The sequence below is a fragment of the Streptomyces sp. NPDC127108 genome (assembly GCF_042677545.1).
Taxonomy (GTDB): domain Bacteria; phylum Actinomycetota; class Actinomycetes; order Streptomycetales; family Streptomycetaceae; genus Streptomyces.
This window is the reverse complement of sequence record NZ_JBHXTE010000002.1, coordinates 225,228-251,379: the sequence shown is the minus strand read 5'-3', so window position 1 is coordinate 251,379 and position 26,152 is coordinate 225,228. Positions and strand designations below refer to the sequence as shown.

The 26,152-nt window shown below is 72.4% G+C and carries 25 protein-coding genes; 17 read left to right on the top strand and 8 right to left on the bottom strand.

Annotation, left to right across the window (positions count from 1 at the left end; genetic code table 11):
- Nucleotides 1-19: 19 nt before the first annotated feature.
- A complete protein-coding gene (locus ACFVHO_RS02550) occupies nt 20-775 on the bottom strand; it encodes a DUF6597 domain-containing transcriptional factor (protein ID WP_385709095.1) in 756 nt (251 codons plus the stop codon).
- Between the two features lie 9 nt (nt 776-784).
- Nucleotides 785-1,741, bottom strand: coding sequence for an AraC family transcriptional regulator (locus ACFVHO_RS02545; protein ID WP_385709092.1), 957 nt, complete (start codon nt 1,739-1,741; stop codon nt 785-787).
- 81 nt (nt 1,742-1,822) lie between these two features.
- On the opposite strand from ACFVHO_RS02545, the gene ACFVHO_RS02540 reads away from it, so the two are divergent.
- Complete coding sequence (locus ACFVHO_RS02540) at nt 1,823-2,695, top strand: NmrA family NAD(P)-binding protein (protein ID WP_385709090.1); 873 nt, start codon at nt 1,823-1,825, stop codon at nt 2,693-2,695.
- Nucleotides 2,696-3,342: 647 nt separating this feature from the next.
- Here the strand turns inward: ACFVHO_RS02540 and ACFVHO_RS02535 are convergent.
- The gene (locus tag ACFVHO_RS02535) at nt 3,343-4,479 is read right to left on the bottom strand and encodes a YihY/virulence factor BrkB family protein (protein WP_385709087.1); all 1,137 of its coding nucleotides are present in this window, start codon (nt 4,477-4,479) and stop codon (nt 3,343-3,345) included.
- Between the two features lie 17 nt (nt 4,480-4,496).
- Between ACFVHO_RS02535 and ACFVHO_RS02530 the strand changes: the two genes are divergently transcribed.
- From ACFVHO_RS02530 to ACFVHO_RS02465, 14 genes are all read left to right on the top strand, one after another.
- Complete coding sequence (locus tag ACFVHO_RS02530; protein ID WP_385709084.1) at nt 4,497-6,131, top strand: acyl-CoA dehydrogenase family protein; 1,635 nt, start codon at nt 4,497-4,499, stop codon at nt 6,129-6,131.
- A 309-nt stretch (nt 6,132-6,440) separates the two neighbouring features.
- Nucleotides 6,441-7,742 carry a GAF domain-containing protein gene (locus tag ACFVHO_RS02525; RefSeq protein ID WP_385709082.1) on the top strand — a complete coding sequence of 434 codons (1,302 nt, stop codon included), beginning with the start codon at nt 6,441-6,443 and terminating at the stop codon, nt 7,740-7,742.
- A gap of 116 nt (nt 7,743-7,858) precedes the next feature.
- Nucleotides 7,859-8,425, top strand: a complete 567-nt coding sequence (locus ACFVHO_RS02520) for a GNAT family N-acetyltransferase (RefSeq protein ID WP_385709079.1) — start codon at nt 7,859-7,861, stop codon at nt 8,423-8,425.
- Between the two features lie 444 nt (nt 8,426-8,869).
- Nucleotides 8,870-10,576: a nitrite/sulfite reductase gene (locus ACFVHO_RS02515; RefSeq protein WP_385709076.1), complete on the top strand. Its 1,707-nt coding sequence runs from the start codon at nt 8,870-8,872 to the stop codon at nt 10,574-10,576.
- Complete coding sequence (locus ACFVHO_RS02510; protein ID WP_385709073.1) at nt 10,573-10,752, top strand: hypothetical protein; 180 nt, start codon at nt 10,573-10,575, stop codon at nt 10,750-10,752. The genes ACFVHO_RS02515 and ACFVHO_RS02510 overlap by 4 nt, the downstream gene beginning before the upstream one ends.
- On the top strand, nt 10,749-11,465 hold the full coding sequence (locus tag ACFVHO_RS02505; protein WP_385709071.1) for a phosphoadenylyl-sulfate reductase: 717 nt from the start codon (nt 10,749-10,751) through the stop codon (nt 11,463-11,465). Before ACFVHO_RS02510 ends, ACFVHO_RS02505 begins: the two co-directional genes overlap by 4 nt.
- A complete protein-coding gene (gene cysC, locus ACFVHO_RS02500) occupies nt 11,462-12,055 on the top strand; it encodes an adenylyl-sulfate kinase (RefSeq protein WP_385709069.1) in 594 nt (197 codons plus the stop codon). Before ACFVHO_RS02505 ends, cysC begins: the two co-directional genes overlap by 4 nt.
- Nucleotides 12,052-13,023 (top strand): sulfate adenylyltransferase subunit CysD, encoded by a 972-nt coding sequence (cysD, locus tag ACFVHO_RS02495; protein ID WP_385709067.1) that lies wholly within the window; start codon nt 12,052-12,054, stop codon nt 13,021-13,023. The genes cysC and cysD overlap by 4 nt, the downstream gene beginning before the upstream one ends.
- A gap of 2 nt (nt 13,024-13,025) precedes the next feature.
- On the top strand, nt 13,026-14,381 hold the full coding sequence (locus tag ACFVHO_RS02490; RefSeq protein WP_385709065.1) for a sulfate adenylyltransferase subunit 1: 1,356 nt from the start codon (nt 13,026-13,028) through the stop codon (nt 14,379-14,381).
- Nucleotides 14,382-14,632: 251 nt separating this feature from the next.
- A complete protein-coding gene (locus ACFVHO_RS02485) occupies nt 14,633-15,763 on the top strand; it encodes an ABC transporter substrate-binding protein (protein ID WP_385709062.1) in 1,131 nt (376 codons plus the stop codon).
- Between the two features lie 43 nt (nt 15,764-15,806).
- Complete coding sequence (locus ACFVHO_RS02480) at nt 15,807-16,622, top strand: ABC transporter ATP-binding protein (RefSeq protein WP_385709060.1); 816 nt, start codon at nt 15,807-15,809, stop codon at nt 16,620-16,622.
- A complete protein-coding gene (locus ACFVHO_RS02475; RefSeq protein ID WP_385709057.1) occupies nt 16,609-17,535 on the top strand; it encodes an ABC transporter permease in 927 nt (308 codons plus the stop codon). The genes ACFVHO_RS02480 and ACFVHO_RS02475 overlap by 14 nt, the downstream gene beginning before the upstream one ends.
- A gap of 5 nt (nt 17,536-17,540) precedes the next feature.
- Nucleotides 17,541-18,347 carry a sirohydrochlorin chelatase gene (locus tag ACFVHO_RS02470; protein ID WP_385709055.1) on the top strand — a complete coding sequence of 269 codons (807 nt, stop codon included), beginning with the start codon at nt 17,541-17,543 and terminating at the stop codon, nt 18,345-18,347.
- A gap of 145 nt (nt 18,348-18,492) precedes the next feature.
- Nucleotides 18,493-19,029: a GNAT family N-acetyltransferase gene (locus ACFVHO_RS02465; RefSeq protein WP_385709052.1), complete on the top strand. Its 537-nt coding sequence runs from the start codon at nt 18,493-18,495 to the stop codon at nt 19,027-19,029.
- A 51-nt stretch (nt 19,030-19,080) separates the two neighbouring features.
- Here ACFVHO_RS02465 and ACFVHO_RS02460 read toward each other — a convergent pair whose 3' ends face one another.
- On the bottom strand, nt 19,081-20,082 hold the full coding sequence (locus ACFVHO_RS02460) for a ketopantoate reductase family protein (RefSeq protein WP_385709050.1): 1,002 nt from the start codon (nt 20,080-20,082) through the stop codon (nt 19,081-19,083).
- Between the two features lie 89 nt (nt 20,083-20,171).
- On the opposite strand from ACFVHO_RS02460, the gene ACFVHO_RS02455 reads away from it, so the two are divergent.
- The gene (locus ACFVHO_RS02455; protein WP_385709048.1) at nt 20,172-21,101 is read left to right on the top strand and encodes a transglutaminase-like domain-containing protein; all 930 of its coding nucleotides are present in this window, start codon (nt 20,172-20,174) and stop codon (nt 21,099-21,101) included.
- Here ACFVHO_RS02455 and ACFVHO_RS02450 read toward each other — a convergent pair.
- The 4 genes from ACFVHO_RS02450 to ACFVHO_RS02435 form a co-directional block, all read right to left on the bottom strand.
- Complete coding sequence (locus ACFVHO_RS02450) at nt 21,073-21,492, bottom strand: DUF4440 domain-containing protein (RefSeq protein WP_385709046.1); 420 nt, start codon at nt 21,490-21,492, stop codon at nt 21,073-21,075. The two genes, ACFVHO_RS02455 and ACFVHO_RS02450, sit on opposite strands and share 29 nt — an antisense overlap.
- Complete coding sequence (locus tag ACFVHO_RS02445; protein ID WP_385709044.1) at nt 21,485-22,036, bottom strand: DUF1697 domain-containing protein; 552 nt, start codon at nt 22,034-22,036, stop codon at nt 21,485-21,487. The genes ACFVHO_RS02450 and ACFVHO_RS02445 overlap by 8 nt, the downstream gene beginning before the upstream one ends.
- A gap of 73 nt (nt 22,037-22,109) precedes the next feature.
- Nucleotides 22,110-23,318 (bottom strand): S8 family serine peptidase, encoded by a 1,209-nt coding sequence (locus ACFVHO_RS02440; RefSeq protein WP_385709042.1) that lies wholly within the window; start codon nt 23,316-23,318, stop codon nt 22,110-22,112.
- A gap of 502 nt (nt 23,319-23,820) precedes the next feature.
- Nucleotides 23,821-24,579 carry a YitT family protein gene (locus ACFVHO_RS02435; protein WP_385709039.1) on the bottom strand — a complete coding sequence of 253 codons (759 nt, stop codon included), beginning with the start codon at nt 24,577-24,579 and terminating at the stop codon, nt 23,821-23,823.
- 110 nt (nt 24,580-24,689) lie between these two features.
- Here ACFVHO_RS02435 and ACFVHO_RS02430 point away from each other — a divergent pair, with 110 nt between their 5' ends.
- On the top strand, nt 24,690-26,150 hold the full coding sequence (locus ACFVHO_RS02430) for a PLP-dependent aminotransferase family protein (protein ID WP_385709036.1): 1,461 nt from the start codon (nt 24,690-24,692) through the stop codon (nt 26,148-26,150).
- Nucleotides 26,151-26,152 lie beyond the last annotated feature (2 nt).

Genomic DNA, 26,152 nt, shown 5'->3' with positions numbered 1-26,152 from the left:
GGCGGCCGTGCGCCTTCCGTCAGCCGGGGCCGAGCAGCTCGGTCAGCCGCATACCTGTCAACTCCTTGACGTCACGCGCCAGATGGGCCTGGTCGGCGAAGCCCGCGGTGGCCGCCGTGTCCGCGTACGGGCGTCCGGCGCGGGCCAGGGCGAGCGCCCGCTGGAGCCGCAGGACGCGTGCGAGGGTCTTGGGGCCGTAGCCGAACGCGGGCAGGGAACGGCGGTGCAGCTGCCGGGCCCCGAGGCCCGCGGCGTCGGCGGTCTCGGCGACACCGCGGCCCGCGCTCAGCGACCGCACGACCTCGGTCAGGAGCGGGTCGGGCGGCGGCCGGTCCGCCGCCCGCTCCCCGGCGACGGCCTCCAGGGCGGCCACGGGGTCCTCGGCCCCGTCCACGCGCGCGGTGAGGCGGCGCACCTCGGCGGCGCCCCACAGGTCCGCCAACTCCACGCGCTGGTCGCGCAGTTCGTGCGCGGGGACGCCGAGGATCGCGGGGGCCGTGCCGGGCGCGAAGCGGACGCCGACGTACCGGGCGGGGTCCCCGGCCTCGGGCCGGTACGCGTGCGTGTCCGGTCCCGCGACGAACAGCCTGCCCTCGGTCCACAGCAGGTCCATGCAGCCGTCGGGCAGGACCGGCGAGACGGCCGGGGTTCCGGGTCTGGCGTCCGGCGCGGCCGTCTTGCTCCACACGACGGCACCGGGCAGCACCCCGGAGGGCCGCTCGGCGTACGAGGGCACCGGCCCCTCGCGTCCGCCCCTGCCTCCGCCGACCGCCATGCCCCCAGGCTACGACGCGCCCGTGCGGTGTTCCTGCGGGCTGACCCCGTACTCCCTCTTGAAGGCGCTGGACAGCGCGAACGCGCTGCCGTAGCCGACCTTGCGGGCGATCGAGGCGATCGTCAGCTCGCTGTCGCGCAGCAGGTCGGCGGCCAGGGCGAGCCGCCAGCCGGTCAGATACGTCATCGGCGGCTCGCCGACCAGTTCGCTGAAGCGCCGGGCCAGGGCGGCCCGGGAGACGCCCGCCTTGGCGGCCAGCGAGGCGACCGTCCAGGGGTGTGCCGGGTCGTCCTGGAGGAGCCGCAGGACCGGGCCGACGACGGGGTCGCCCATGGCCACGTACCAGGCGGGGGCCGCGGCCTCCGGGCGGGAGAACCAGGCCCGCAGGGCCGCGATGAGCAGCAGGTCGAGGAGGCGGTCGAGGACGACCTCCTGGCCCGGCTCGTCCTTGTCGATCTCCTCGGCGAGGAAGGGCGTGAGCGGGCAGTCCCACACCTCCGTGGGCAGGACGAGCAGCGGCGGCAGCGCGTCGAGGAGCCGTCCGGTGATCTCACCCCGCATCTGGTACGTCCCGATCAGCATCTGGACGTCCCCGTCGGGCTGGCCCCAGCGGCGTACGCCGAGCCTCGCGTAGTGGCCCTCGGGGGCGCCGTTCAGCGGGGCGCAGGACTGGCCGGGGCCGATCTCGCCGAAGGGCGGGGTCGCCCGGTCGCCCGTGACCAGGTACGGGTCGGGGCCGCGGGCGATGGCCACGTCGCCGGGGCGGATCAGCCGGGGCGGCCGGTCGGGGTGCGGGGTGCCGTCCGCGGTCTCCGGGACGACCCAGGCCTCGCCCGCCACCATGATCATGACCGACACGGGGGCCTCGTCGGCGATCCGGACCGACCAGGGCGGCTCGAAGCACGCGCGGAGCATGAAGGCGCCGCGGGCGCGGGGGCCCTCTAGGAGACCTGCGAGTACGTCCATGGGGGCAGCGTAGACGCACGCGCATGCGCGTGAGCCGCTCACGGATGGCTCCCGTGCGGGGTCCGGCAGTTGACTTGCCCCATGACGACAAACGAGCAGAACACACAGCACACGCAGAGCACTCCGGCACCCCTGACGGTCCTCGTCACCGGGGCGACCGGGCGGGTCGGGAGCCGGGTCGCCGAGGCCGCTCGGGCCGCGGGGCACGAGGTGCGGTCCGCCTCGCGGTCCGGCGCCGTGCGGTTCGACTGGTACGACGCGTCGACGTGGGCGGACGCCCTGCGGGGCGCCGACGCCGCGTTCCTCGCCTACCAGCCCGACGTCGGCGCGCCCGGTGCCGCGGAGGCCGTCGGCGCGTTCGCCCGGCAGGCCGTCGAGCTGGGGGTGCGCCACCTCGTCCTCCTCTCGGCGCGCGGGGAGGACCAGGCCCGTGCCACGGAGGACGCGCTCGCCGTGCCCGGGGCGCGGTGGACCGTCGTGCGGGCCAGTTGGTTCGCGCAGAACCTCAGCGAAGGGCCGTTGGCCGATGCCATGCGGGAGAGCGGGGAGCTGGCGTTTCCCGGGGGTGAGGTGCTCGAGCCCTTCATCGACGTGCGGGACATCGCTGATGTCGTCCTCGCCGTGCTCGCCGCGGGTTCTCGGTACGACGGGCGTGTCCTTGAGGTGAGCGGGGGGCGGCTGCTGTCCTTCCGCGACGCCGTCGCCGAGGTTTCTGCCGCCGTCGGGCGGGAGTTCACCTACATTCCGGTGCCCGCCCGTGAATACGGTGCCGCTCTGCGTGAATTCGGTGTCCCCGACGCGGAGGTCGAATTCCTCATCGACCTCTTCGAAACCAACCTCGACGGCCGCAACGCCCATATCTCCCCCGGCGTCCAGGAAATACTCGGCCGGGCCCCGAGGGAATTCTCGACCTTCGTCCAGGAGGCGGCCTCTACGACCACGTGGAAGGGCTGACGCCGCCCGCCCCCGCGCGGCGCGGCCCGTGCGGGTGCCCCACTCCTCCCCCGATCGCCGCTCCGCACCTCGTCCTCAAACGCCGGACAGGCTCACTCCCCCACCCACCCGCCCTTCTCGCCCTCCGGGCGGGATCGGGTGGGATCGGGCGGGATCGGGCGGCGAGCGGGACCGGGCGGCGGGCCGGTTCGCCCTGCGGGCTGGCGCGGGCGAGTGCCCCGTCACCGTGGACCGACACACCGCCGATCGCGCGCCGCGCTCGTCCTCAAACGCCGGACGGGCTGAATCTCCCCCGGCCGAAGGGCTAGGCCCACCCCCCGTGCTGCCCAGCGGACAAGGCCCACCCGTCCCATACCGCCCGCAGGGCAAATCCACCCACCACCTCTCGCCCGCCCGCACGGCGAACCCTCCCACCGCTGCCCGCCCGGAGGACGAACCCACCCAGCGCTGCCCGCCCGCACGGCGAACCCATCCACCGCCTCCCGCCCGCCCGGAGGGCGAGAAGGGTGGGTGGGTGGGGAATAGCCCGTCCGGCGATTGAGGACGAGGCGCGGAGCGCCGATCGGGGGGAGCACGGCCTGGGTGGAGGTGGCTTCGGCCTCGGGGTGGGGGTGCCGCAGGTGGGGGCGGGGCCCGCGTCGGAAGGGCTAGTCCGGGTCCGGGTGGTCGCCGTTTCGCTTGGAGTGGTGGGTGCGGAGACGGGACGAGACGTCGTCGGGGGGCAGGAAGCGGGACCAGCGCTCGGGGAACTCCGAGGGCATCTCGGGGTCGTCGGGATCCTCCGCGGCCCGCGCGGCCGCCGCCCGGGCGATGAGCTCGGCGGCCTTGGCCTCCCGCACCCGCTCGTTGGCCTCACGCGCGGAGGCCGTGGCGACGGACGGCCACACCCGGTCTATGGCGGCGTTGACGGCGGCACCGACGAGCACGGCGAAGGCGGAGATCCCGATCCACAGGAGCACGGCGACGGGCGCGGCCAACGAGCCGTAGATGGTGGGCCCTTCCACCGTGCTCGTGAGGTAGATGCGCAGCAGGAAGCTGCCGAGCACCCACATGCCGAGGGCGATGAGCGCCCCGGGCATGTCCTCCACCCAGGGCGACCGCACGGGCACGGACACGTGGTACAGGGTGGTGAGGAAGATGATGGAGAGGAGCGTGACGACGGGCCAGTAGAGGATCTGGACGACCGTCGCAGAGCCCGGCACCAGCTTCACCACCGCGTCCGGCCCGGCCACCATCAGCGGCAGCGCGACGGACCCGATGACGAGGGCGACGAGGAAGAGCCCGAAGGCGAGGAGCCGGGTCTTGACGATGCCGCGGGCGCCGTCGAGGCCGTACATGACGGTGATGGTGTCGATGAAGACGTTGACGGCGCGCGAGCCGGACCAGAGGGCGAAGAGGAACCCTATGGAGATGACGTCGGGCCGCCCGACCTTCATGACGTCTTCGAGGATCGGCTGCGCGATCTCGCGGACGCCCTTGTCGGAGAGGATCGTGCGGGACGCCTCCAGGATGTTGTTCTCGACGCTGGTGATGGTGTCGGCGCCGGTCCACCGGTCCACGTACGCGAGCAGCCCGATGAGGCTCAGGAGCAGGGGCGGCACGGACAGCAGCGTGAAGAACGCCGCTTCCGCCGCGAGCCCGAGGACGCGGTACTCGATGCAGGAGTTGACGGTGTCCTTCAGCAGCAGCCAGGCAGTCCTGCGCTTGGAGACGTTGCGGTAGAGAGCGCGAGCCCGTTTCCAGCGGCCGTGTGGCCGCCCGGGTGTTTCTTTTGCCTGGTGCACCTCCTTACCGTAGCGGCATGGCAGCCACCACCCACACAGTGACCAACCAGGCTCCGCCCCTGGTGGGATATGACGTCTTCACGTCCGACCGCGCTCTGGTGGAGGGGGTCGAACGGCATCTCGACCCGTCGCTCCTGAAGGCGACTCATGAGGAGCTCTCCGCGCTCGGCCGCACCGCGGGTTCCGCCCAGGCACAGGAGTGGGGAGTGCTCGCGAATGAGAATCCGCCCGTTCTGCACACGCACGACCGCTATGGGAACCGTGTCGACGAAGTCACGTTCCACCCGTCCTGGCACCGCCTGCTCGGCAAGGCGGTCGGCGCGGGCCTGACGTCGGCGTGGAACCGTCCGGGCGGGCACGTGCGGCGCGCGGCGGGCTTCCTGGTGTGGACGCAGGCGGAGGGCGGGCACGGCTGTCCGGTGTCGATGACGCACGCGGCGGTGCCCGCGCTGCGCGCCGACCCGGCGCTCGCCGCCGAGTGGGAGCCGCGGCTGACGTCCACGGTGTACGACCAGGGGCTGCGGCCGGCCGCGCAGAAGGCGGGCGTGCTCTTCGGGATGGGCATGACGGAGAAGCAGGGCGGCAGTGACGTACGGGCGAATACGACGCGGGCGCGGGCGCTCGCCGAGGACGGCACGTATGAACTCGTCGGACACAAGTGGTTCTGTTCCGCGCCGATGTCGGACGGTTTTCTCGTCCTCGCGCAGGCGGCGGAGGGGCTCACTTGTTTTCTGGTGCCACGGGTCCTCGACGACGGTTCGCGGAACGTATTCAACATTCAGCGCCTGAAGGACAAACTCGGAAACAAGTCGAACGCCTCGAGCGAGGTCGAATTCGACGGGACCTGGGCGCGCCGGGTCGGTGACGAGGGGCGCGGTGTTCGCACCATCATCGAGATGGTGGCGGCGACCCGGCTCGACTGCGTCCTCGGCTCGGCCGCGCTGATGCGGCAGGCGGTGGCGCAGGCCGTGCACCACGCCACGTACCGGGAGGCGTTCGGCGGCAGGCTCGTCGACAAGCCGCTGATGCGCAACGTCCTGGCCGATCTGGCCGTGGAGTCGGAGGCGGCGACGACGCTCGCGCTGCGGCTCGCGGCGGCGTACGACGACGGGAGCGAGCGGGAGCGGGCGTTCCTGCGGCTCGCGGTGCCGGCGGCGAAGTACTGGGTGACGAAGCGGTGCACGCCGCTCGCCGGTGAGGCCCTGGAGTGCCTGGGCGGCAACGGGTACGTCGAGGAGTCGGGGATGCCGCGCCTGCTGCGTGAGGCGCCGCTGAACTCGATCTGGGAGGGCTCGGGCAACGTCCAGGCCCTTGACGTGCTGCGGGCGTTGCAGCGGGAGCCGGAGGCGCTCGCCGCGTTCCTGGAGGAGGTGGGCGCGGCGCGCGGGGCCGATCACCGTCTGGACGGAGCGATCAAGGACCTGCTGACCGACCTCGCGGACATGAACGGCGTCGAGGCGCGGGCGCGGCGCCTGGTGGAGCGGATGGCCCTGGTGCTCCAGGGCTCGCTGCTCGTGCGGCACGCCCCGGCGGATGTCGCCGACGTGTTCTGCGCGTCGCGGCTCGGCGGGGACTGGGGCGCGGCGTTCGGCACGCTGCCGCACAGCCTGAATCTGGGGGCGGTGGTGGAGCGGGCGGCCGTAGGGCTCTGAGGGGAGGGTGCGGCTCCGAGGTGAGCGCGCGCCCGACGGGCACTGTCACGGGGGTGGTGCTGCGCCGACACGGCACCACCCCCGGTCTTCAGGCCCCGTCGGGACGGGCGCCGCACTCGGCGGCGCATGGCCAAGTTTCAAACACCGCACGACTGTTCGCCAGAGTTGCAGAGGGTTGCAACTCTGGACGGTGTGCGCGGCCCGGGAACGTACGAGCTGGGTGAAGCATGTCCTTCGGCACGCCCGGAAGGGCACGATGGATGACGTGTCCCCTCTGTCGGCGGGCTCGGGGAGCGGGAGGAACCGGTGATGAACACGCACGCGACGTTCGACCTCGAACGGCTGACGGCCGTGAAGACCGCGCAGGCCGCACGGCTCCTGCGGGAGGTGCGCGACGCCAGAATCGCCGGACAGCGGCCCCGCGTCGGGCCCCGGCCGGAGATCGGGGCGTCCTGGGACCGGATGCTGGCGAGCGGCGTCGACCCCGAACACGACTTCCGGTCGGGCGTGTTGAGCACGGACGAGGTGGAGCGGCGGCGGCAGACGTCACCGCTCAGACACATCCTCCCGGTGCTGCGCGAGGGGCTGCTCTCGGTCGCGGACGTGGCGCAGCACATCATGGTCGTCGCGGACGCCGAGGGGCGGCTGCTGTGGCGCGAGGGCAACAAGTCGGTGCTGCGGATGGCCGACGGGCACGGCTTCGAGATAGGCGCCGACTGGCGGGAGAGCATCGTCGGCACGAACGGCGTCGGCACGGCGCTGGTGGCCCGGCGCCCCGTGCAGGTCTTCTCCGCGGAGCACTTCGTCCGCACCCACCACCGCTGGACCTGCACGGGCGCGCCGATCAGCGACCCGAGGGACGGGCGGCTGCTCGGCGTGGTCGACATCAGCGGGCCCCTCGACACCATGCATCCGGCGACGCTCGCCCTGGTCTGCTCGGTCGCCAAGCTCGCCGAGGCACGGCTGCGCGAGGCGCATCTGACGGCCCTGGACCGGCTGCGGTCGGTGGCCGCGCCGGTGCTCGCCCGGATGGACGGGCGGGCCGTCGCGGTGGACGGCCACGGCTGGACGGCGGCGGTCACGGGCATGCCGCCGGTGGACCGGCTCGCGCTGCCCAAGTCCCTTGTCGACGGCCGCTCCTGGCTGCCCGCGCTCGGCATGTGCACGGTGGCGCCGCTGCCCGGCGGGTGGCTGCTGCGCCCCGACGACGAGGAGCGGGACGTGGCCGGTCCCGGGGCCGGGACGCGGGTGGTGGTGGACGTCTCGGCGCCGCACCGCTGGACGGTCGCCGTCACCGGCAGCGCGGACTGCTGGACCCATGAACTGTCGCCCCGGCACGCCGAGTTGCTGTATCTGCTCGCCGTGCACCGCGCGGGCCGCAGCGCCGCGGGCCTCGCCGCGGACCTGTTCGGCGATCCGGCGCGCACGGTGACGGTCCGCGCGGAGCTGTCCCGCGTCCGGCGCTATCTGGGCGGGCTGCTCGCCCACCGCCCGTACCGCTTCCAGGAGGACACGGACGTCCAGCTGCTGCTGCCGGACGACGCCTCCCGGCTGCTCCCGCACTCCCTCGCCCCGGCGGTGCTGCGCGCGCGGGCCGCTGCGGAGCCTTGACGGGGCCGTGGCCCGCTGGGCCGACTTACACGAGTCATGCGGTCCGCGCGCACGGCTCGCGTCCACCGTCGGATCCGCCTTGGCCCGTCGGCGCCGCCCGTGATTGCCTGACCGGCATGAGCATCCCCGTCACCACCTGGTCCCTCGAACAGACCGCCCGTACCGATCTGCTCCCGGCCGCCGCCCCGGAAGGCGACGTGCGGATCGTGCGGGCCGAGGTGCCCTCGCCCGAGTTCAGCCGCTTCCTGTACTCCGCCGTCGGCGGCGACATCACCTGGGTGGACCGGCTCTCCCTCAGCTACGCCCAGTGGCAGGAGCACCTGGCCCGTCCGGGCGTGGAGACGTGGGTGGCGTACGACAGGGGTACCCCCGCCGGGTACGTGGAGCTGGACCCGCAGGACGACGGCGTCGTCGAGATCCTCTACTTCGGCCTGATCCCGGCGTTCCGGGGGCGGCGGATCGGCGGGCACCTCCTCTCCTACGGGACGGCCCGCGCGTGGGACCTCGCGGAGCGGTGGCCCGGGCGGGCGCCGACGAAGCGGGTGTGGGTGCACACGTGCAGCCTCGACGGGGAGCACGCGATGGACAACTACCTGCGGCGGGGCTTCAAGCTCTTCGACACGGAGGTCTCGCAGGAGCGCGAGCAGGACACCCCGGGCCCTTGGCCCGGGGCGCGCCCCTGATCGCGCTGCGCGCTCGTCCTCAAGCGCCGGACGGGCTGAGAATCCCCGGCGCACCGGATCCGGCAGCCAAGGACGCACGGACGGGAAAATCAGCCCGTCCGGCGATTGAGGACGAGGCGCGGAGCGCCGAAAAAGCGGGGGGAACGGGGGCGGGGCCCCCATGGTCTGTCCAGGATGCGGGACGCAGACGTCCAGGATTCGGACAGAGGTGGACTGCGCCGAAAGGCGCGTGCCACGCTTCCGTCATGTCTCGAGCTGGAACCGCCTTGGTGAGTCGACGTCACGTCGACCTCGGCCGCATGTCCAGCGCCATGTGTCCGGCGAGCTGAGAAACCCAGCACCGCCGCTTTTCCCTGTCTGACCCCATCCCAGCGCACCGCCGCGCCTTCTGCGCGAGTGTGCAGGTCAGAGCCGTTCTCAGCCCGCTGTGAAGGACATACACCCATGGCTGCCAACCCTGAAGACACCGCGACCGCCGCCCCCCGCGCGCCCCGGCGCAAGGCGAGCCGCCACCGTGGCGAGGGCCAGTGGGCTGTCGGTCACTTCACCCCGCTCAACGGAAACGAGCAGTTCAAGAAGGACGACGACGGTCTCAATGTGCGGACACGCATTGAGACGATCTACTCCAAGCGGGGCTTCGACTCCATCGACCCGAACGACCTGCGCGGCCGGATGCGCTGGTGGGGGCTCTACACCCAGCGCAAGCCCGGGATCGACGGCGGCAAGACCGCGATCCTGGAGCCGGAGGAGCTGGACGACGAGTACTTCATGCTGCGGGTGCGCATCGACGGCGGCCGCCTCACCACCGACCAGCTGCGCGTGATCGGCGAGATCTCGCAGGAGTTCGCACGCGGCACCGCCGACATCACCGACCGGCAGAACATCCAGTACCACTGGATCCGCATCGAGGACATGCCGGAGATCTGGCGGCGCCTGGAGGCCGTGGGCCTGTCCACGACCGAGGCCTGCGGCGACACCCCGCGCGTCATCCTCGGCTCGCCCGTCGCCGGCATCGCCGAGGACGAGATCATCGACGGCACGCCCGCCGTCGACGAGATCCAGCGCCGCATCGTCGGCAACCCGGCCTTCTCCAACCTGCCCCGCAAGTTCAAGTCCGCGATCTCCGGCTCGCCGCTCCTGGACGTGGCGCACGAGATCAACGACATCGCGTTCGTCGGCGTCGTCCACCCCGACCTGGGCCCCGGCTTCGACCTGTGGGTCGGCGGCGGCCTGTCCACCAACCCCAAGATCGGCCAGCGGCTCGGCGCGTGGGTGCCCCTGGAGGACGTGGCGGACGTCTACGAGGGCGTCATCTCGATCTTCCGCGACTACGGCTACCGCCGTCTGCGCACCCGGGCCCGGCTGAAGTTCCTCGTCGCCGACTGGGGCGTGGCGAAGTTCCGCCAGGTCCTGGAGGACGAGTACCTGCTGCGCAAGCTGGCCGACGGCCCCGCCCCCGCCCAGCCGGTCCAGCGCTGGCGCGACCACGTCGGCGTGCACCGGCAGCAGGACGGCAGGTTCTACGTCGGCTTCGCCCCGCGTGTGGGCCGCGTCGACGGCACCGTACTGACGAAGATCGCCGACCTGGCCGCCGCGCACGGCTCGGGCCGCCTGCGCACCACCGTCGAGCAGAAGATGATCGTGCTCGACGTGGCCGAGGACCAGGTCGACTCGCTGGTCGAGGGCCTGGAGTCGCTGGACCTCACGGTGCGCCCGTCGTCGTTCCGGCGCGGCACGATGGCCTGCACGGGCATCGAGTTCTGCAAGCTCGCGATCGTCGAGACCAAGGCGCGCGGCGCCTCGCTCATCGACGAACTGGAGCGCCGCATCCCGGAGTTCGACGAGCCCATCACCATCAACATCAACGGCTGCCCGAACGCCTGCGCCCGCATCCAGGTCGCCGACATCGGCCTCAAGGGCCAGCTCGTCCTGGACGACGACGGCAACCAGGTCGAGGGCTTCCAGGTGCACCTGGGCGGCGCGCTCGGCCTGGAGGCCGGGTTCGGCCGCAAGGTGCGCGGCCTGAAGGTCACGTCGGCCGAGCTGCCGGACTACGTGGAGCGCGTGCTCAAGCGGTTCCAGGCCGAGCGCGCGGACGGCGAGCGGTTCGCGACCTGGGCGGCGCGCGCCTCCGAGGAGGCCCTCTCATGAGCGAGCGAGCGGCACCCTTCTACTGCCCCTACTGCGGAGACGAGGACCTGCGGCCCAGCGAGCAGGGCCACGGCGCGTGGGAATGCGCGGCGTGCAACCGCGCCTTCCAGTTGAAGTTCCTCGGGCTGCTGACCCGTGGACTTCAGCGCAACGACCCTGGAGGGGAACCGATATGACGACATCTCAGGAGCCCGACACAGCGGCCGCGGCCGAGCTGCGGGCGCTCGCCGAGCAGGCCGGGCGCGACCTGGAGGACGCCGACGCGCTCGACATCCTCCGCTGGGCCGCGGACACCTTCGGCGCGCGGTTCTGCGTGACGTCGTCGATGGAGGACGCGGTGGTCGCCCACCTCGCCGCGCGCGCCCGGCCCGGCGTGGACGTGGTGTTCCTCGACACCGGCTACCACTTCCCCGAGACCATCGGCACCCGCGACGCCGTCGAGGCCGTCATGGACGTCAACGTCATCACGCTCACCCCGGACCTGACCGTGGCCGAGCAGGACGCCGCGTACGGCCCCCGGCTGCACGAGCGCGACCCGGACCTGTGCTGCGCGATGCGCAAGGTCAAGCCCCTCGAAGAGGGCCTCGCCGGGTACGCCGCGTGGGCGACGGGGCTGCGCCGCGACGAGTCCCCGACCCGCGCGAACACGCCCGTCGTGGGCTGGGACGAGAAGCGGCAGAAGGTCAAGGTCTCGCCGATAGCCCGCTGGACGCAGGACGACGTGGACGCGTACGTCACCGAGCACGGCGTCCTCACCAATCCGCTGCTCATGGACGGCTACGGCTCCGTGGGCTGCGCGCCGTGCACCCGCCGCCTCCTCGACGGCGAGGACGCGCGCGCGGGACGCTGGGCGGGACGCGCCAAGACCGAATGCGGGCTGCACGGATGACGGCCCCTCAGACACTCCCGACCCCACCGACCAGTCGAACGCCGCAGGAGACTCACGTGACCGGAGCCACCGTCTGGCTCACGGGCCTGCCCAGCGCGGGCAAGACCACCATCGCCCACGAGCTGGCACGCACCTTGCGCGCGCAGGGCCGCCGGGTCGAGGTCCTCGACGGCGACGAGATCCGCGAGTTCCTCTCGGCGGGCCTCGGCTTCAGCCGCGTCGACCGGGACACCAACGTCCAGCGCATCGGCTTCGTCGCCGAACTCCTCGCCCGCAACGGCGTGCTGGCCCTCGTCCCGGTGATCGCGCCGTTCACGGACAGCCGCGAGGCGGTCCGCAAGCGCCACCAGGCGGGCGGCACCGCCTACCTGGAGGTGCACGTGGCCACGCCGGTGGAGGTCTGCTCCGTACGGGACGTGAAGGGCCTGTACGCCAAGCAGGCCGCGGGCGAGATATCGGGGCTCACCGGCGTCGACGACCCGTACGAGGAGCCCGAGTCGCCCGATCTGCGCATCGAGTCCCAGGACCAGACCGTGCAGGAGTCCGCGGCAGCCGTGTACGCGCTGCTCAACGAAAGGGGTCTGGCGTGACGACCGCCGCGAGTGTCCATGAGGCCGCCGACAACTCCGGTGACCAGGAGGGGAATTCACCCGGCGACAGCCCGTACGCGCTGTCGCACCTGGACGCCCTGGAGTCCGAGGCCGTGCACATCTTCCGCGAGGTCGCGGGCGAGTTCGAGCGGCCGGTGATCCTGTTCTCCGGCGGCAAGGACTCCATCGTCATGCTGCACCTGGCGCTGAAGGCCTTCGCCCCGGCGCCGGTCCCCTTCGCGCTCCTGCACGTCGACACCGGGCACAACTTCCCCGAGGTCATCGACTACCGCGACCGGGTGGTGGCCGAGCACGGCCTGCGCCTGCACGTGGCGTCCGTGCAGGACTACATCGACCGCGGTGTCCTGCGCGAGCGCCCCGACGGCACCCGCAATCCGCTGCAGACGCTGCCGCTCACCGAGAAGATCCAGGCCGAGCGGTTCGACGCGGTCTTCGGCGGCGGGCGCCGCGACGAGGAGAAGGCGCGCGCCAAGGAGCGGGTGTTCTCGCTGCGCGACGAGTTCTCGCAGTGGGACCCGCGCCGCCAGCGCCCCGAGCTGTGGCAGCTCTACAACGGCCGGCACGCGCCCGGCGAGCACGTCCGGGTGTTCCCGCTGTCCAACTGGACCGAGCTGGACGTGTGGCAGTACATCGCCCGCGAGGGGATCGAGCTGCCGGAGATCTACTTCGCGCACGAGCGGGACGTCTTCAAGCGCTCCGGCATGTGGCTGACCGCGGGCGACTGGGGCGGCCCGAAGGACGGCGAGGACGTCGAGCGGCGCCAGGTGCGCTACCGCACGGTCGGCGACATGTCCTGCACCGGCGCCGTCGACTCCGACGCGACGACGCTCGCGGCCGTGATCACCGAGATCGCCGCGTCCCGGCTCACCGAGCGCGGCGCGACCCGCGCCGACGACAAGCTCTCCGAGGCCGCGATGGAAGACCGCAAGCGCGAGGGGTACTTCTAGCCATGACCAGCACCATCGACACCGCCGCCGGGGAACTCGCCGGTCTGTCCGCGACCACGCTGCTGCGGTTCGCCACCGCGGGCTCCGTCGACGACGGCAAGTCCACGCTCGTGGGACGTCTCCTGCACGACTCCAAGTCGGTCCTCACCGACCAGCTGGAGGCCGTCGAGCACGCCTCGCGCAGCCGCGGCGCCGAGGGCCCTGACCTGGCGCTTCTCACCGACGGCCTGCGCGCCGAGCGGGAGCAGGGCATCACCATCGACGTGGCGTACCGCTACTTCGCCACGCCCCGGCGCCGCTTCATCCTCGCGGACACCCCGGGCCATGTGCAGTACACCCGCAACATGGTCACCGGCGCCTCGACGGCCGACCTGGCCGTGGTCCTCGTCGACGCCCGCAACGGCGTCATCGAGCAGACCCGCAGGCACGCCGCCGTAGCGGCCCTGCTGCGCGTGCCGCACGTGGTGCTCGCCGTGAACAAGATGGACCTGGTGGCGTACGCGGAGCCGGTGTTCGAGAAGATCGCGGAGGAGTTCACCGCGTACGCGGACGAGTTGGGGATCCCGGAGATCACCGCGATCCCGATCTCGGCGCTCGCCGGGGACAACGTGGTGGAGCCGTCGTCGAACATGGACTGGTACGGCGGCCCGACGGTCCTTGAGCACCTGGAGACCGTGCCCGTCAGCCACGACCTGACGAGCTGCCACGCGCGCCTTCCGGTGCAGTACGTGATCCGGCCGCAGACCGCCGAGCACCCGGACTACCGGGGATACGCGGGCCAGATCGCCGCGGGCACCTTCCGGGTCGGCGAGTCGGTCACCGTGCTGCCGTCGGGCCGGACCTCGAAGGTCGCGGGCATCGATCTGCTCGGCAGGCCCGTGGACGTGGCGTGGACCCCGCAGTCCGTGACCGTGCTCCTGGAGGACGACATCGACGTCTCACGGGGTGATCTGATCGTCCCGAGCAGTGATACGCCGTCGACCACCCAGGACATCGCGGCGACCGTCTGCCACGTCGCGGACACCCCACTCGCGGTGGGCCAGCGGGTGCTGCTCAAGCACACCACCCGTACGGTCAAGGCGATCGTGAAGCAGATCCCGTCCCGGCTCACCCTGGACGACCTGTCCCAGCATCCGAACCCGGGGCAGCTCGTGGCCAACGACATCGGCCGGGTCCTGGTGCGCACCGCGGAACCGCTCGCGATCGACGCGTACGCCGACTCGCGCCGCACCGGCTCCTTCCTGCTCATCGACCCGGCGGACGGCACGACGCTGGCCGCGGGCATGGCGGGCGAGGCCTTCGCCAAGGCCGAGGACGCCCATGCCGCCCCCGCGGACGACGAGGGCTGGGACTTCTGACCATGACCTCCATCGATGTGTACGCGACGTTCGCCAAGGAGGGCGGACGCGTCGGCAGCGGCGCACTGGGCAGCGGGCAGGGCGGGGTCGCGCGATGTGCGACGTGACGCCTTCAGCGGGGGAGGTGCACGCGCACCGCTCGCGCGCCCGCACCCCCCGCCGTCCCTTCGCACGCAGACGAAGATCCGCCGACCTGACCCCGGCCACGCCGTGAGGCCGTGACCGCCGGGCCAACGAGAGGAACACCTCCCGTGCTCGCCTACCGCTCGTCCCGCACCGCCCGCCGCCGCGGCGCACTCGGAGCCGTCGCCGCGCTCCCCCTGCTCGCCCTGACCCTCTCCGCCTGCGGCTACGGATCGGAGTCCGACTCCGACGACAGCGGCAAGGCCAAGATCGCCGCCAACGCGAAGAAGATCGAGGGCCTGGACACGGTGAAGATCGGGTACTTCCCGAACCTCACCCACGGCACCGCGCTCGTCGGCGACCAGGAAGGCATCCTGCAGAAGGAGCTGGGCGGCACCAAGGCGACGTACGCGCAGTTCAACGCCGGGCCCTCGGAGATCGAGGCGCTGAACTCGAAGTCCATCGACATCGGGTGGATCGGCCCGTCCCCGGCGATCAACGGCTACACCAAGTCCCAGGGCAAGAACCTGCGCATCATCGGCGGCTCGGCGTCCGGCGGCGTGAAGCTCGTGGTGAACCCGGACAAGGTCAAGTCCCTCGACGACGTCAAGGGCAAGAAGATCGCGACGCCGCAGCTCGGCAACACCCAGGACGTGGCGTTCCTCAACTGGATCGCCGAGAAGGGCTGGAAGGTCGACGCCCAGAGCGGCAAGGGCGACGTCTCCGTGGTCCGCACCGACAACAAGATCACCCCGGACGCGTACAAGTCCGGTTCGATCGACGGCGCGTGGGTGCCGGAGCCGACCGCGTCCAAGCTGGTCGCCGAGGGCGGCAAGGTGCTCCTGGACGAGTCCGACCTGTGGCCGGACAAGAAGTTCGTGATCACCAACATCATCGTGTCGCAGGAGTTCCTGAAGAAGCACCCGAAGGTCGTCGAGGCGGTCCTGCGGGGCTCGGTGAAGACGAACCAGTTCATCAAGGAGAACCCGGAGAAGGCGAAGGCCGCGGCCAACGCCAAGCTGAAGCAGCTCTCCGGCAAGGCGCTGCCGTCCGAGGTCATCGACCCGGCGTGGAAGTCGATCCAGTTCACCGACGACCCGCTGGCCGCGACGCTCGACACCGAGGCCGACCACGCGGTCAAGGCGGGCCTGCTCGACAAGCCCGACCTGAACGGCATCTACGACCTGAAGCCGCTCGGCAAGGTCCTGAAGGCGGCGGGCAGGCCCGCGGTCGACGACGCCGGACTCGGCGTCAAGTAGGCACAGTCCAGAGCCGGTTCAGGGATCCCAGGAGGTGACGACCATGGCCACCACGCTTACCAAGTCCAGGTCCGCGCAGTCCGCCGACGCCGCCGTCGGCGAGGTCGCGACGCTCGACGTCGCCGCGCGCATCGAGCACGTCTCGAAGTCCTTCGCCACCCCGGCGGGGCAGCAGCTCGTCCTCGACGACATCACGCTCGACGTCGCACGCGGCGAGTTCGTCACCCTCCTGGGAGCCTCCGGGTGCGGCAAGTCGACCCTGCTGAACCTCGCGGCCGGGCTCGACCGGCCCACCGCGGGCACCATCGCCACCGACGGGCGGCCCGCCCTGATGTTCCAGGAGCACGCGCTGTTCCCGTGGCTGACGGCGGGCAAGAACATCGAGCTGGCCCTCAGGCTGCGCGGCGTGCCGAAGGCCGAGCGGCGGGAGCGGGCCGAGGAGCTGCTCGCCCTGGTCCGGCTGCGGGGCGCGCACGGCAAGCGGGTGCACGAGCTGTCCGGCGGCATGCGCCAGCGCGTCGCGCTGGCCCGCGCGCTCGCCCAGGACAGCCAACTCCTTCTGATGGACGAGCCGTTCGCGGCCCTCGACGCCATCACCCGGGACGTCCTGCACGACGAGCTGATGCGCGTCTGGCGTGAGACCGGCGTCTCGGTCCTGTTCGTCACGCACAACGTCCGCGAGGCGGTGCGGCTCGCCCAGCGCGTCGTGCTGCTCTCGTCGCGGCCCGGCCGGGTGGCGCGCGAGTGGCAGGTCGACATCGAGCAGCCGCGGCGCATCGAGGACGCGGCCGTGGCGGAACTCTCCGTCGAGATCACCGAACAACTGCGTGGGGAGATCCGCCGCCATGGGCAGCACTGACACGACGACGCCCGCGAAATCGGGCGGCCCGGCGCAGGCGGAAGGACCGGCGGACGCGCACGACCTGGCCGGTCTGGAAGCGGGCCTGGACGCCCTGGACACGGTGCAGACGCGGCGCACCCCGCTGCGCGAGACCCTGGTCCAGAAGGTCCTGCCGCCGATCACCGCCGTCGTCCTCGTCCTCGTGGTGTGGCAGATCCTGGTCTGGGCGAAGGTCACCGACAGCTACAAGCTGCCCGCGCCGTCGGCGGTGTGGGACGAGGTCGAGGCCTCCTGGCGGCAGGGCACCCTGCTCGAATACATCTGGACGAGCGTCGAGCGCGGTCTGTTCGGCTTCCTGATGGCCCTCGCCATCGGCACCCCGCTCGGCCTGATCGTGGCGCGGATCCGCTTCGTGCGGGCGGCCATCGGCCCGATCCTGTCCGGCCTGCAGTCGCTGCCCTCGGTGGCGTGGGTGCCGCCGGCCGTGATCTGGCTGGGTCTCAACGACTCCATGATGTACGCGGTGATCCTGCTCGGCGCGGTGCCCTCCATCGCCAACGGCCTGGTCGCGGGCGTCGACCAGATCCCGCCGCTGGTCCTGCGGGCGGGGCGCACCCTCGGCGCGCGGGGGCTGCGCGGCGCCTGGCACATCGTCATGCCCGCGGCGCTGCCCGGCTATGTGGCGGGCCTGAAGCAGGGCTGGGCGTTCTCCTGGCGCTCCCTGATGGCCGCGGAGATCATCGCGCAATCCCCCGACCTGGGCATCGGCCTCGGCCAGCTCCTCGAAGCGGGCCGCACCAACAGCAGCATGTCCCAGGTCTTCCTCGCCATCCTGCTCATCCTGATCGTCGGCATCGCCATCGACCTGCTCATCTTCAGCCCCCTCGAGCGGTGGGTGCTGCGCAGCCGCGGCCTGCTGGTGAAGGGCTGATCCCCATGCGCCACACGTACCGTCCTGTCCTGCTGGTCGTCGCCCACGGCAGCCGGGATCCCCGGCATGCCGCGAGCGTGCGGGCGCTGCTGCGCACGGTGCGGGGCCTGCGGCCCGGCCTGCGGGTGGAGGTGGGGTTCCTCGACTTCAACACCCCGTCCGTACCGGCCGTGCTCGACTCCCTCGCCGAGGAGGGGGTACGGGACGTGATCGCCCTGCCCCTGCTCCTCACCCGCGCCTTCCACGCGAAGGCCGACATCCCGGCGGTGCTGCGGGAGGCACCACCGGGCCTGCGGGTGCGGCAGGCGGGGGTGCTCGGTCCTTCGCCGCTGCTGCTCGACGCGCTTGAGACACGCCTGTACGAGGCGGGGCTCGACCCCGCCGACAAGCCCACGACCGGGGTCGTCCTGGCCTCGGCGGGCTCCACCGACCCGGAGGCGATCGCAGTGATCGCTGAAATCGCGCGGGAGTGGCGGCACACCGGTTGGTGCGCCGTGCGGCCTGCGTTCGCCTCCGCGACTCTTCCCCGTACCGAGGACGCGGTGCGCCGACTCCGGGACACCCCCGGCGTCCGGCGGGTCGCCGTCGCGCCGTACGTCCTCGCCCCGGGCTTCCTCCCCGACCGGATCGCCCGGGGCGCGGCGGAGGCCGACGTCCTGGCGGACGTGCTGGGCGACTCCCCGCTGGTGGCCCGCCTCCTCCTGGACCGCTACGACGCATGCCGCCGCTTCGCGGCGGATCCCTCCCACCCACCCACCCGTGCGGGGAACATCACAGCCCCGCCGCACCCCGCACTACGAGCCGCAGGCTGACAAGCCCGTAAGGGGCGCGGGGAACTGCGCGCCCAGCCCCCACCGCCCGCAGGTGACGAACCAACCGCCCCCGGCCTGATCTTGCCAGGGCCCCCGGCCAGAAACCGCTTGCGGGCGTTCCCGACCCCCCAATAGCGTCTCGCGGATGACGTCCGAGCCGTTCACTCCCGAACTGCGGTCCGAGCGCCTGCTGCTCTCCGCTTATGTCGCGTCCGACGAGTCGGACTTCATAGCGCTGTTCCAGGACGAGGCCGTGGGCCGCTGGTTCGGTGACGGGAAACGCAGCGCGGAGGCGGACCGGGCGCTGTTCGCGCGGCTGTTCGGCATCGTGTACGCGGAGGAGCGCTTCCCGGTGTGGGCGGTGCGGCACGAGGGGCGGTACGCGGGGCACGCGGAGATCAAGCCGTCGCCCGAGCCGTGGCTGGACGGGCACGAGATCGTGTACGGGCTGTCCCGGGACAGCTGGGGCCTCGGCCTCGGCACGGAGCTTGCGCGCCTGCTCACTGACTACGGCCACCGGACCCTGGGCCTGCCCGAGGTGCACGCGACGGTCGACGCGCTGAACTCGCCGTCCGTCGCCGTCCTGAAGCGGCTCGGCTACACCCAGGGCCGCGAGGTCCGCGAGGACGACGGGAGCACGACGCTCCAGTTCACGTCCCGGGCCACGGACTGGCCGGCGTAACCGCGGAACCGGCCGCCGTGACCGCGGAAGCGGACCCACGCGTCCCCGCGCCTACCCCTTCTCCACCAGCGCGACCAGCTCCGCCACCGCCATCGACCCCGCCTCCCTGCGCTCCCGCGCGAACTCGTTGGCGAGGCGCCGCAGCACGTCGTTCACCGGGGTCGGGACGCCGTGCAGACGGCCCAGGAGCACGATCTCGCCGTTGAGGTAGTCGGCCTCGATGGTGCCGGTGCCTCGGCTGAGGCTCTGCCAGGAGGAGCCGCCGCCCCGGGGCACGCCGGGGAGCGGTTCGAGGGTGACGCGGTCGCCGCGGGTCTCGCGCTGCTCCTGCTCGCCGACCGCGGCGATCCCGGCGGCGGCGAGCACGGCCTCGCCCTCGGCACGGGCGCGCCGGACGAGGACGAGGGCGTCCTCCTCGGTGACGGGTCCGGTGAGCGCGTCGACGGCGTTGGCGAGGTTGCCGAGGAGCTTGCCGTACTTCCAGCGCATCACGTCGGCGACCACGGGCGCGAGCAGCTTGGCGCTCTCCAGGTCGGCGGCGATACGGCGCGCGGTGTCGTCGACGCCCGCCGGATAGCGGCCGATGTGCAGCATGCCCGTGCGGGGGGCGCCCGCGGCGGAGACGGTGCCGGGCTCGACGTACGTGGCGGGCAGGAACACGCACATGCCGTACACGTGGCGGAAGCGGCGCAGTGCCATCCGCTCGCTCTCGACGCCGTTCTGCGCGCAGACCAGCGGCAGCGACTCGGCGGCTGTGGTGCCGCCCGCGACGGGCCGGGTGGCCCAGGCGTCGAGGGCGGCTTCGGCGTCCTGGGTCTTCACGGCGAGCACGAGCACGTCGTCGGCGCGCAGTTCGCCGAGGTCGGCGGGGTTCTGGACGACGGGCGGCCGGTGCGTGCGGGTCCCGTCGGGCGTGATGAGGGTGAGCCCTCGGTCCCGCAGCGCCTCGTGGTGCGCACCGCGCGCGACCAGGACGACCTCGTGCCCCGCCTCGGCGAGGCGCCCGCCGACGCTGCCGCCGATGGCCCCCGCTCCGATCATGATGTAGCGCATGGCGCGAGCCTCGCACAGCGAACAGGTGAACGGTCAAGATCTTTCCGATTCTTGACCTTGCCCCAGGGTCAGACCCGAGGCTCCCCGCCATGGACAGCGACTACCTGACCCAGAGCCCGTACACGACCCCGGGCCCCCACCTCGACGCCCTCCTCGGCCCCGCCCCGCTCCCCGCGGACCCGGCCGCGCTCGCCGCCGTCGTGCGGGGCGTCGTCCTGCACCGGGAGGAGGGCGCCAGGTTCGGCTACGCGGTGCCCGAGGAGCGGATGCGCGAGGACGCCGAGTCCCGGTACGCCACCGAACTCCTTCGGATCCTCGGCGAGCGCGGCGGCACGCCGCTGACCGAGCCCCGGGAGCCCGCGGCGCGGTTCGTCGGCACCTGCAGGGACTTCGCGCTGCTGCTGTGCTCGCTGCTTCGGGCCACCGGCACCCCGGCGCGCCTGCGGTGCGGCTACGGCACGTACTTCCAGGCGGGGTTCCACGACAACCACTGGGTGACCGAGTTCTGGACGGCGGGGCGCGGCTGGGTCCTCGCGGACGCGCAGCTCCTCGTCGAGGCCACCCTGGGCGGCGGTCTGTACGACATCGACTTCGACCCCATGGACGTACCGCGGGAGCAGTTCGTGGTGGGCGGTGAGGCGTGGCGGGCGTGCCGGGAGGGGCGGGCGGACCCGGACACGTTCGGGGTGAGCACCGTCCCGGAGATCAAGGGGCTCGCCCTGGTGCGGTCCGACGTGGTGGCGGACCTGGCGGCGCTCGGCGGTGTGGAGGCGCTGCCGTGGGACGGCTGGGGCGTGATGGAGAAGGGCGAGACGGAGGTCACGGCCGCGGACCTGGCGCTCGTCGACGAGGTGGCCGCCGTGACCTCGGCCGCCGGGCACGCCGAGGACGCCCGGCGGCCGGACGCGGTGCGCCGCCTGCTCGCGGACCCCCGCCTCACCGTCCCGGCCGAGGTCGTCTCGCACACCACGTACGGCGGGACGCGTGTCGTCAGTCTGCCGGGGGCGGCTCGGGGGTGAACGGGGTGCCCTGATGGAACCAGAGCAGCCAGCCGTCGTCGGTGCGCCGCCACAGTGAACTGCGGTGCGCCAGACGGCCGTTGGTGTCGGTGTCGAACGTCAGGTGCACCACGCCCTCGGCGACCTGGACGCCTCGCATGCGGGAGGTCGTGGTGGGGCGGCCGCCCGGCTCGGGCCGGGCGGTGAGCACCTTGACGATCGACTCGCGGTCCCAGCGGGCGCCGGACGCGCCGAACTCGGTGAACTCCGGGTGCAGGAGCGCGCCGAACAGCGCGGGCGAGGCGCGCACTTCGGGGTCGAGGAGGCGCAGCTCGTTCTCGATGGCGGCCTCGACGGCGGGCGAGCGGCCGGGCAGATCGGGCAGGCCGGACGTGGTGGACGTGTCAGGCATCGGTCAGCTCCACGAGCTTGGTGACGGTGTTCCAGTTGCGACTGGTGGCGATGAGCCCCTTGGTGAGCGCCGGGCGCGCGAGGGCCTCGCCGAGCTTGGAGCGGCCGAGGCCGTCGGGGGCGTACAGGTACAGCACGCGGTCGCCGAGCCGGAACTCCTCCGGCAGGAACGCCGCTTGGTCGAGGGCGGCGAACCGGGCGGCGTCGACGGGCGCGGAGAAGTAGGTGACGTGCAGCTGCCGTCCCTGGAGCTCGGCGGCCGGGAAGGGGCAGCCGTCGGCGACGGCCCGCAGATAGGCCGCGTCCCGCACCAGGACGTCCACGTGGAAGCCGAACTCCGCCGCAAGGGCCGCGGTCAGCTCGGCGGCCAGGCTCTCCTCGTCGCCGTGGTCCGCGGTGAAGACGGCGTTGCCGCTCTGCAGATACGTCCGTACGCCGCCGTGGCCGAGTCCTTCGAGGAGCGCGCGCAGGCGCGCCATGGGCACCTTCCTGCTGCCGCCCACATTGACGCCGCGCAGCAGCGCCGCGTAGATCTTCGTCGCCATGCGCACACGATAAGGCGGCCGCCGTGCCCCGTGGGGGTGGGCACGACGACCGCCGGCTTCTTCAGGGCCGTGACTACTCGACGACCTTCAGGAGCTTGTTGGGGGTGCCCTCGCTGGGGTTGGAGATCTTGTCCGGCGTGGCACCGTCGGTCAGGGCCTTGGCGACGGCGTCGGGCGTGGCGTCCTTGTGGGCGCCCAGGTAGACGGCGGCGGCGCCGACGACGTGCGGGGTCGCCATCGAGGTGCCGGAGATCGTCTTGGTGGCGTCGTCGCCGGTGTTCCAGGCGGACGTGATGTCCGAGCCCGGGGCGTAGATGTCCACGACGGAGCCGAAGTTGGAGAAGTCCGACTGCTCGTCGTCCTTGGTCGAGGAGGCGACCGTGATGGCCTCCTTGACACGGGACGGGGAGCCCTGGCCGGCGTCGCTGGACTCGTTGCCCGCGGCCACGCCGTAGGTGACACCGGCGGCGATGGACTTCTTGACGGCCTCGTCCAGGGCCTCGTCGGCGCCGCCGCCGAGGCTCATGTTGGCGACGGAGGGGCCCTGGTGGTTCTTGGTGACCCAGTCGATGCCCGCGACGACCTGCTCGGTGGTGCCGGAGCCCTGGTCGTCCAGGACACGGACGGCGACGATCTTCGCCTTCTTGGCGACGCCGTGCGCGTCACCGGCGATGGTGCCCGCGACGTGGGTGCCGTGGCCGTTGCCGTCGTCGGCGTTGTCGTCGTTGTCGATGGCGTCGAAGCCGGAGGTGGCGCGGCCGCCGAAGTCCTTGTGGCTGACGCGGACGCCGGTGTCGATGACGTACGCGGTGACGCCCTCGCCCGCGGCGTCGGGGTACGTGTACTTCTTGTCGCCGGCCGTGTCGGCCTGGTCGATGCGGTCCAGGCCCCACGACGGCGGGTTGTCCTGGGTGGCGTCGATCGAGAACTTCTTGCTCTGCACGACCTTGCCGACGGCCGGGTCGGCGGCGAGGCGCTTGGCCTCGGTCTCGGACAGGCTCTTGGCGGCGAAGCCGTTGACGGCCGAGGAGTAGTTGCGGCTGAGCTTGCCGCCGTACTCCTGGGCGAGGTCGGACTTGGCTTCCTTGTTCGCCTTCTCGTCGAGCAGCACGATGTAGCTGCCCTCGACGGCACCCTTGGCGTCGGCGCCGTAGACCTTGCCCTCGGCGGGAGTCGACGCACCTGCGAACGTTCCGGCGAAGACGGTCACGCCGACCGCGGTGGCGGCGGTGGCTATCGCAGCGGTGAGCTTCATCGTGCGAGCGCGCTTGTGAGTTGCCATGAAGAGGGGTCTCCTCGTGGTGTGTTGTGGGGGGATGTGGGGGGTTTCAAAGCCATTCGTGCCGTGCGCAGCCATGGCTGCGGCGCCCTGGGAACTCCGAAAGAACTGAAGATCTTTGGGCGTTGGGACGAAACCTTGTCTGAATGACGCGCGCAGATCAATACCTTCATACGGCTGTGACTTGTTCAACAAGGTTCCGTAATAACAAAAAGGGTTCGCAGTGGCAGATCGGACACCATGGAACGTATACATCCGGCGGAACGGATTCCCATGCCCGTTTCACGCCCTGCATCCCGAGTGGGTGCAGGTGCCAACTCCCCGAGAGATGTAGGGGGCTTGAGCGGCCCGCCTCCTCCCTCGGTCTGGCGGCGGGTCACCTGCGGGCACGATGAGGCCTCGTGCGTGGCGCCCTGGCGTCGAACACAGCCGGGGCGCGTCGCTCGTCGGTGCGGAGGGCGTGGGCGCGATCGTCGCGTGGCTTTCGGTCTCGCGGCCGCCGTCCTCATCGACGACGAGTCGGCACCCGCCGGAATCGCCCCGGCCGAGGCGTCGGAGTCGTCCCGTACGCCCACCGCGGCAGGAAGTACTGGGTGACGGGCCCCATCGCGAGCGCGTAGAGCACGGTCCCCACCCCCACGCTCCCGCCGAGCAGCCAGCCCACGGCGAGCACGGCGAGCTCGATCAGGGTGCGCACGAACCGGATGGAGCGTCCGGTGGCGGCGGCGAGGCCGGTCATCAGGCCGTCCCTCGGCCCCGGTCCGAGGCGGGCACCCACATAGACCGCGACGGAGAGCCCGTTGGCGAGGATCCCCACCACGAGGAGGCCGATCCGGGTCCACGGCCCCAGGTCCGCGGGCACCAGCCAGAGGCCGAGGTCCGACGCGTACGCCACGACGATCACGTTGGCGCCCGTGCCGAACCTCGGCCGCTGCCGGAGCGGGATCCACAGCAGCAGCACGAGGACGCCGACCAGGGCGCTGACGGTGCCGAAGCTCAGCGGGGTGTGCCGCTCGACGCCCTGGTTCAGGACGCTCCAGGGGCTGACGCCGAGCCCGGCCCGGACCAGGACGCCGATGCTGAGTCCGTACAGGGCGAGGCCGAGGAGGAGCTGGGGCAGGCGGCGCAGGGGGCGCTCGGCGAGGGGGAGGTAGGTGAGTGCGGGTGGGGCGGGGGTGTGGGGGCCGGCCCGGTCGGGGTCGCTGTCGGTGCCTGTGCCTGTGCCGCTGCCGCTGCCGCAGTCGCTCTCGGCGGGGTGCCGCATGCCGGGGTGCCTCCACAGGTGGTCGGACGATTCATCGGCCCGCAAGGCCAATGACGGCGAGTCTGTAGATTGATTGGCTCGAACTACACGGCCAATCCCGGGAGAATGGCATGGCGGAGCGGGAGACGCGCGACCGGACCCTGGGCAGCCGCCAACTCGCCGCCCTGCTCCCGGACCCGACGGGCGCCCGGCCCGCGTACCGGCAGCTGGCGCGGGCCATCGGCGCCCTGATCCTCGACGGAAGGATCGCGCTGCACGTCCGGCTCCCCGCCGAACGGGACCTGGCCACCGCCCTGAACACCAGCCGGTCGACGGTCACGGCTGTATACGACCTGCTGCGCGAGGGCGGCTACGCACACAGCAGACAGGGTTCGGGTACGTGGACGGCGCTGCCGGAGGGCCGGGCGCCGCACGGCGTCACCCGGCACCTGCGGCCCCACGACAGCGCGATCGACCTGGCCAGGGCCGCGCCCGCGCTGCCCGAGGAGGTCCTTCTCGACGCGCTCGCCGAGATCACGCCCCACCTCGCCGAGCACACCCGCACGCCCGGCTACCACCCCTACGGCCTGCCCGAGCTGCGGGCCGCCGTCGCCGAGCGGTTCACGCGGCGGGGCCTCGCCACCGTGCCGGACCAGATCCTGGTGACCTCCGGCGCGCAGCACGCGCTCACGCTCGTCCTGGGGCTGCTGTGCCGCCCCGGCGACCGGGTCCTGGTCGAGAACCCGTCGTATCCGAACGCCCTGGAGGCGATGCGCCGGGCCCGGCTGCGCACGGTGTCGGTGCCGGTGACCGACACCGGCTGGGACGTCGAGATCATGGAGTCGACGCTGCGCCAGGCGGTGCCCCGGCTCGCCTATCTGATCCCGGACTTCCACAATCCGACGGGCCGTCTGCTGCCCGCGGCGGACCGGGCCCGGGTCCTTCGGGCCGCGCGCCGCTCCGGGACCTGGCTGGTCGTCGACGAGACCCTGGCCGACCTGGCGCTCGACGTACCCGTGCCCGCGCCGCTCGCCTCGTACGCCGGTCCTGACGGAAGCGGCGATGTCGTCACGGTGGGCTCGATGAGCAAGACGCACTGGGGCGGCCTGCGCGTCGGCTGGCTGCGGGCGCCCTCTCGGCTCGTCACCGAACTGGCCGGGCAGCGCGTCGCCATGGACATGGGCGGCTCGGTCCTCGACCAGCTCCTGGCCCTCGCCCTGCTCGACCGCGCCGGGGAGTTGCTGCCGCGCCGCCTGGAACAGCTCCGCGAGCAGCGCGCCGCCCTCGCCGCCGCCCTCACCGAGCACATCCCCCGGTGGACCTGGCGGCAGCCGTCCGGCGGCCTGTCCTTCTGGGTCGACCTCGGCGAGCCCGTGGCCCCGGCCCTCGCGGAGCGGGTCCTCGACTACGGCGTCCGGATCGAGGGCGGCGGCTGCTTCGCCCCCGACCCGGGCCTGTTCGAGCAGCGCCTGCGCATCCCGTACACCGCTCCCCCGGACACCCTCCGCGAGGCCGTCCACCGCATGGCCACGACACTCGCCGAGGGCCTGCCGCCGTCACCGGCGGGCCGTCGGCCGCACTGGATCGCCTAGCC

What these genes read in the sequence shown, in the direction of transcription:
- ACFVHO_RS02460 (WP_385709050.1), bottom strand. Translation starts at nt 20,082, where the DNA reads ATGCGCTACATCATGATCGGAGCGGGGGCCATCGGCGGCAGCGTCGGC.
- ACFVHO_RS02450 (WP_385709046.1), bottom strand. Translation starts at nt 21,492, where the DNA reads ATGCCTGACACGTCCACCACGTCCGGCCTGCCCGATCTGCCCGGCCGC.
- ACFVHO_RS02440 (WP_385709042.1), bottom strand. Translation starts at nt 23,318, where the DNA reads ATGGCAACTCACAAGCGCGCTCGCACGATGAAGCTCACCGCTGCGATA.
- ACFVHO_RS02520 (WP_385709079.1), top strand. Translation starts at nt 7,859, where the DNA reads ATGAGCATCCCCGTCACCACCTGGTCCCTCGAACAGACCGCCCGTACC.
- ACFVHO_RS02430 (WP_385709036.1), top strand. Translation starts at nt 24,690, where the DNA reads ATGGCGGAGCGGGAGACGCGCGACCGGACCCTGGGCAGCCGCCAACTC.
- ACFVHO_RS02510 (WP_385709073.1), top strand. Translation starts at nt 10,573, where the DNA reads ATGAGCGAGCGAGCGGCACCCTTCTACTGCCCCTACTGCGGAGACGAG.
- ACFVHO_RS02545 (WP_385709092.1), bottom strand. Translation starts at nt 1,741, where the DNA reads ATGGACGTACTCGCAGGTCTCCTAGAGGGCCCCCGCGCCCGCGGCGCC.
- ACFVHO_RS02475 (WP_385709057.1), top strand. Translation starts at nt 16,609, where the DNA reads ATGGGCAGCACTGACACGACGACGCCCGCGAAATCGGGCGGCCCGGCG.
- ACFVHO_RS02445 (WP_385709044.1), bottom strand. Translation starts at nt 22,036, where the DNA reads ATGGCGACGAAGATCTACGCGGCGCTGCTGCGCGGCGTCAATGTGGGC.
- ACFVHO_RS02470 (WP_385709055.1), top strand. Translation starts at nt 17,541, where the DNA reads ATGCGCCACACGTACCGTCCTGTCCTGCTGGTCGTCGCCCACGGCAGC.
- ACFVHO_RS02455 (WP_385709048.1), top strand. Translation starts at nt 20,172, where the DNA reads ATGGACAGCGACTACCTGACCCAGAGCCCGTACACGACCCCGGGCCCC.
- ACFVHO_RS02505 (WP_385709071.1), top strand. Translation starts at nt 10,749, where the DNA reads ATGACGACATCTCAGGAGCCCGACACAGCGGCCGCGGCCGAGCTGCGG.
- ACFVHO_RS02550 (WP_385709095.1), bottom strand. Translation starts at nt 775, where the DNA reads ATGGCGGTCGGCGGAGGCAGGGGCGGACGCGAGGGGCCGGTGCCCTCG.
- ACFVHO_RS02490 (WP_385709065.1), top strand. Translation starts at nt 13,026, where the DNA reads ATGACCAGCACCATCGACACCGCCGCCGGGGAACTCGCCGGTCTGTCC.
- ACFVHO_RS02480 (WP_385709060.1), top strand. Translation starts at nt 15,807, where the DNA reads ATGGCCACCACGCTTACCAAGTCCAGGTCCGCGCAGTCCGCCGACGCC.
- ACFVHO_RS02435 (WP_385709039.1), bottom strand. Translation starts at nt 24,579, where the DNA reads ATGCGGCACCCCGCCGAGAGCGACTGCGGCAGCGGCAGCGGCACAGGC.
- ACFVHO_RS02540 (WP_385709090.1), top strand. Translation starts at nt 1,823, where the DNA reads ATGACGACAAACGAGCAGAACACACAGCACACGCAGAGCACTCCGGCA.
- cysC (WP_385709069.1), top strand. Translation starts at nt 11,462, where the DNA reads ATGACGGCCCCTCAGACACTCCCGACCCCACCGACCAGTCGAACGCCG.
- ACFVHO_RS02525 (WP_385709082.1), top strand. Translation starts at nt 6,441, where the DNA reads ATGAACACGCACGCGACGTTCGACCTCGAACGGCTGACGGCCGTGAAG.
- ACFVHO_RS02515 (WP_385709076.1), top strand. Translation starts at nt 8,870, where the DNA reads ATGGCTGCCAACCCTGAAGACACCGCGACCGCCGCCCCCCGCGCGCCC.
- ACFVHO_RS02465 (WP_385709052.1), top strand. Translation starts at nt 18,493, where the DNA reads ATGACGTCCGAGCCGTTCACTCCCGAACTGCGGTCCGAGCGCCTGCTG.
- ACFVHO_RS02530 (WP_385709084.1), top strand. Translation starts at nt 4,497, where the DNA reads ATGGCAGCCACCACCCACACAGTGACCAACCAGGCTCCGCCCCTGGTG.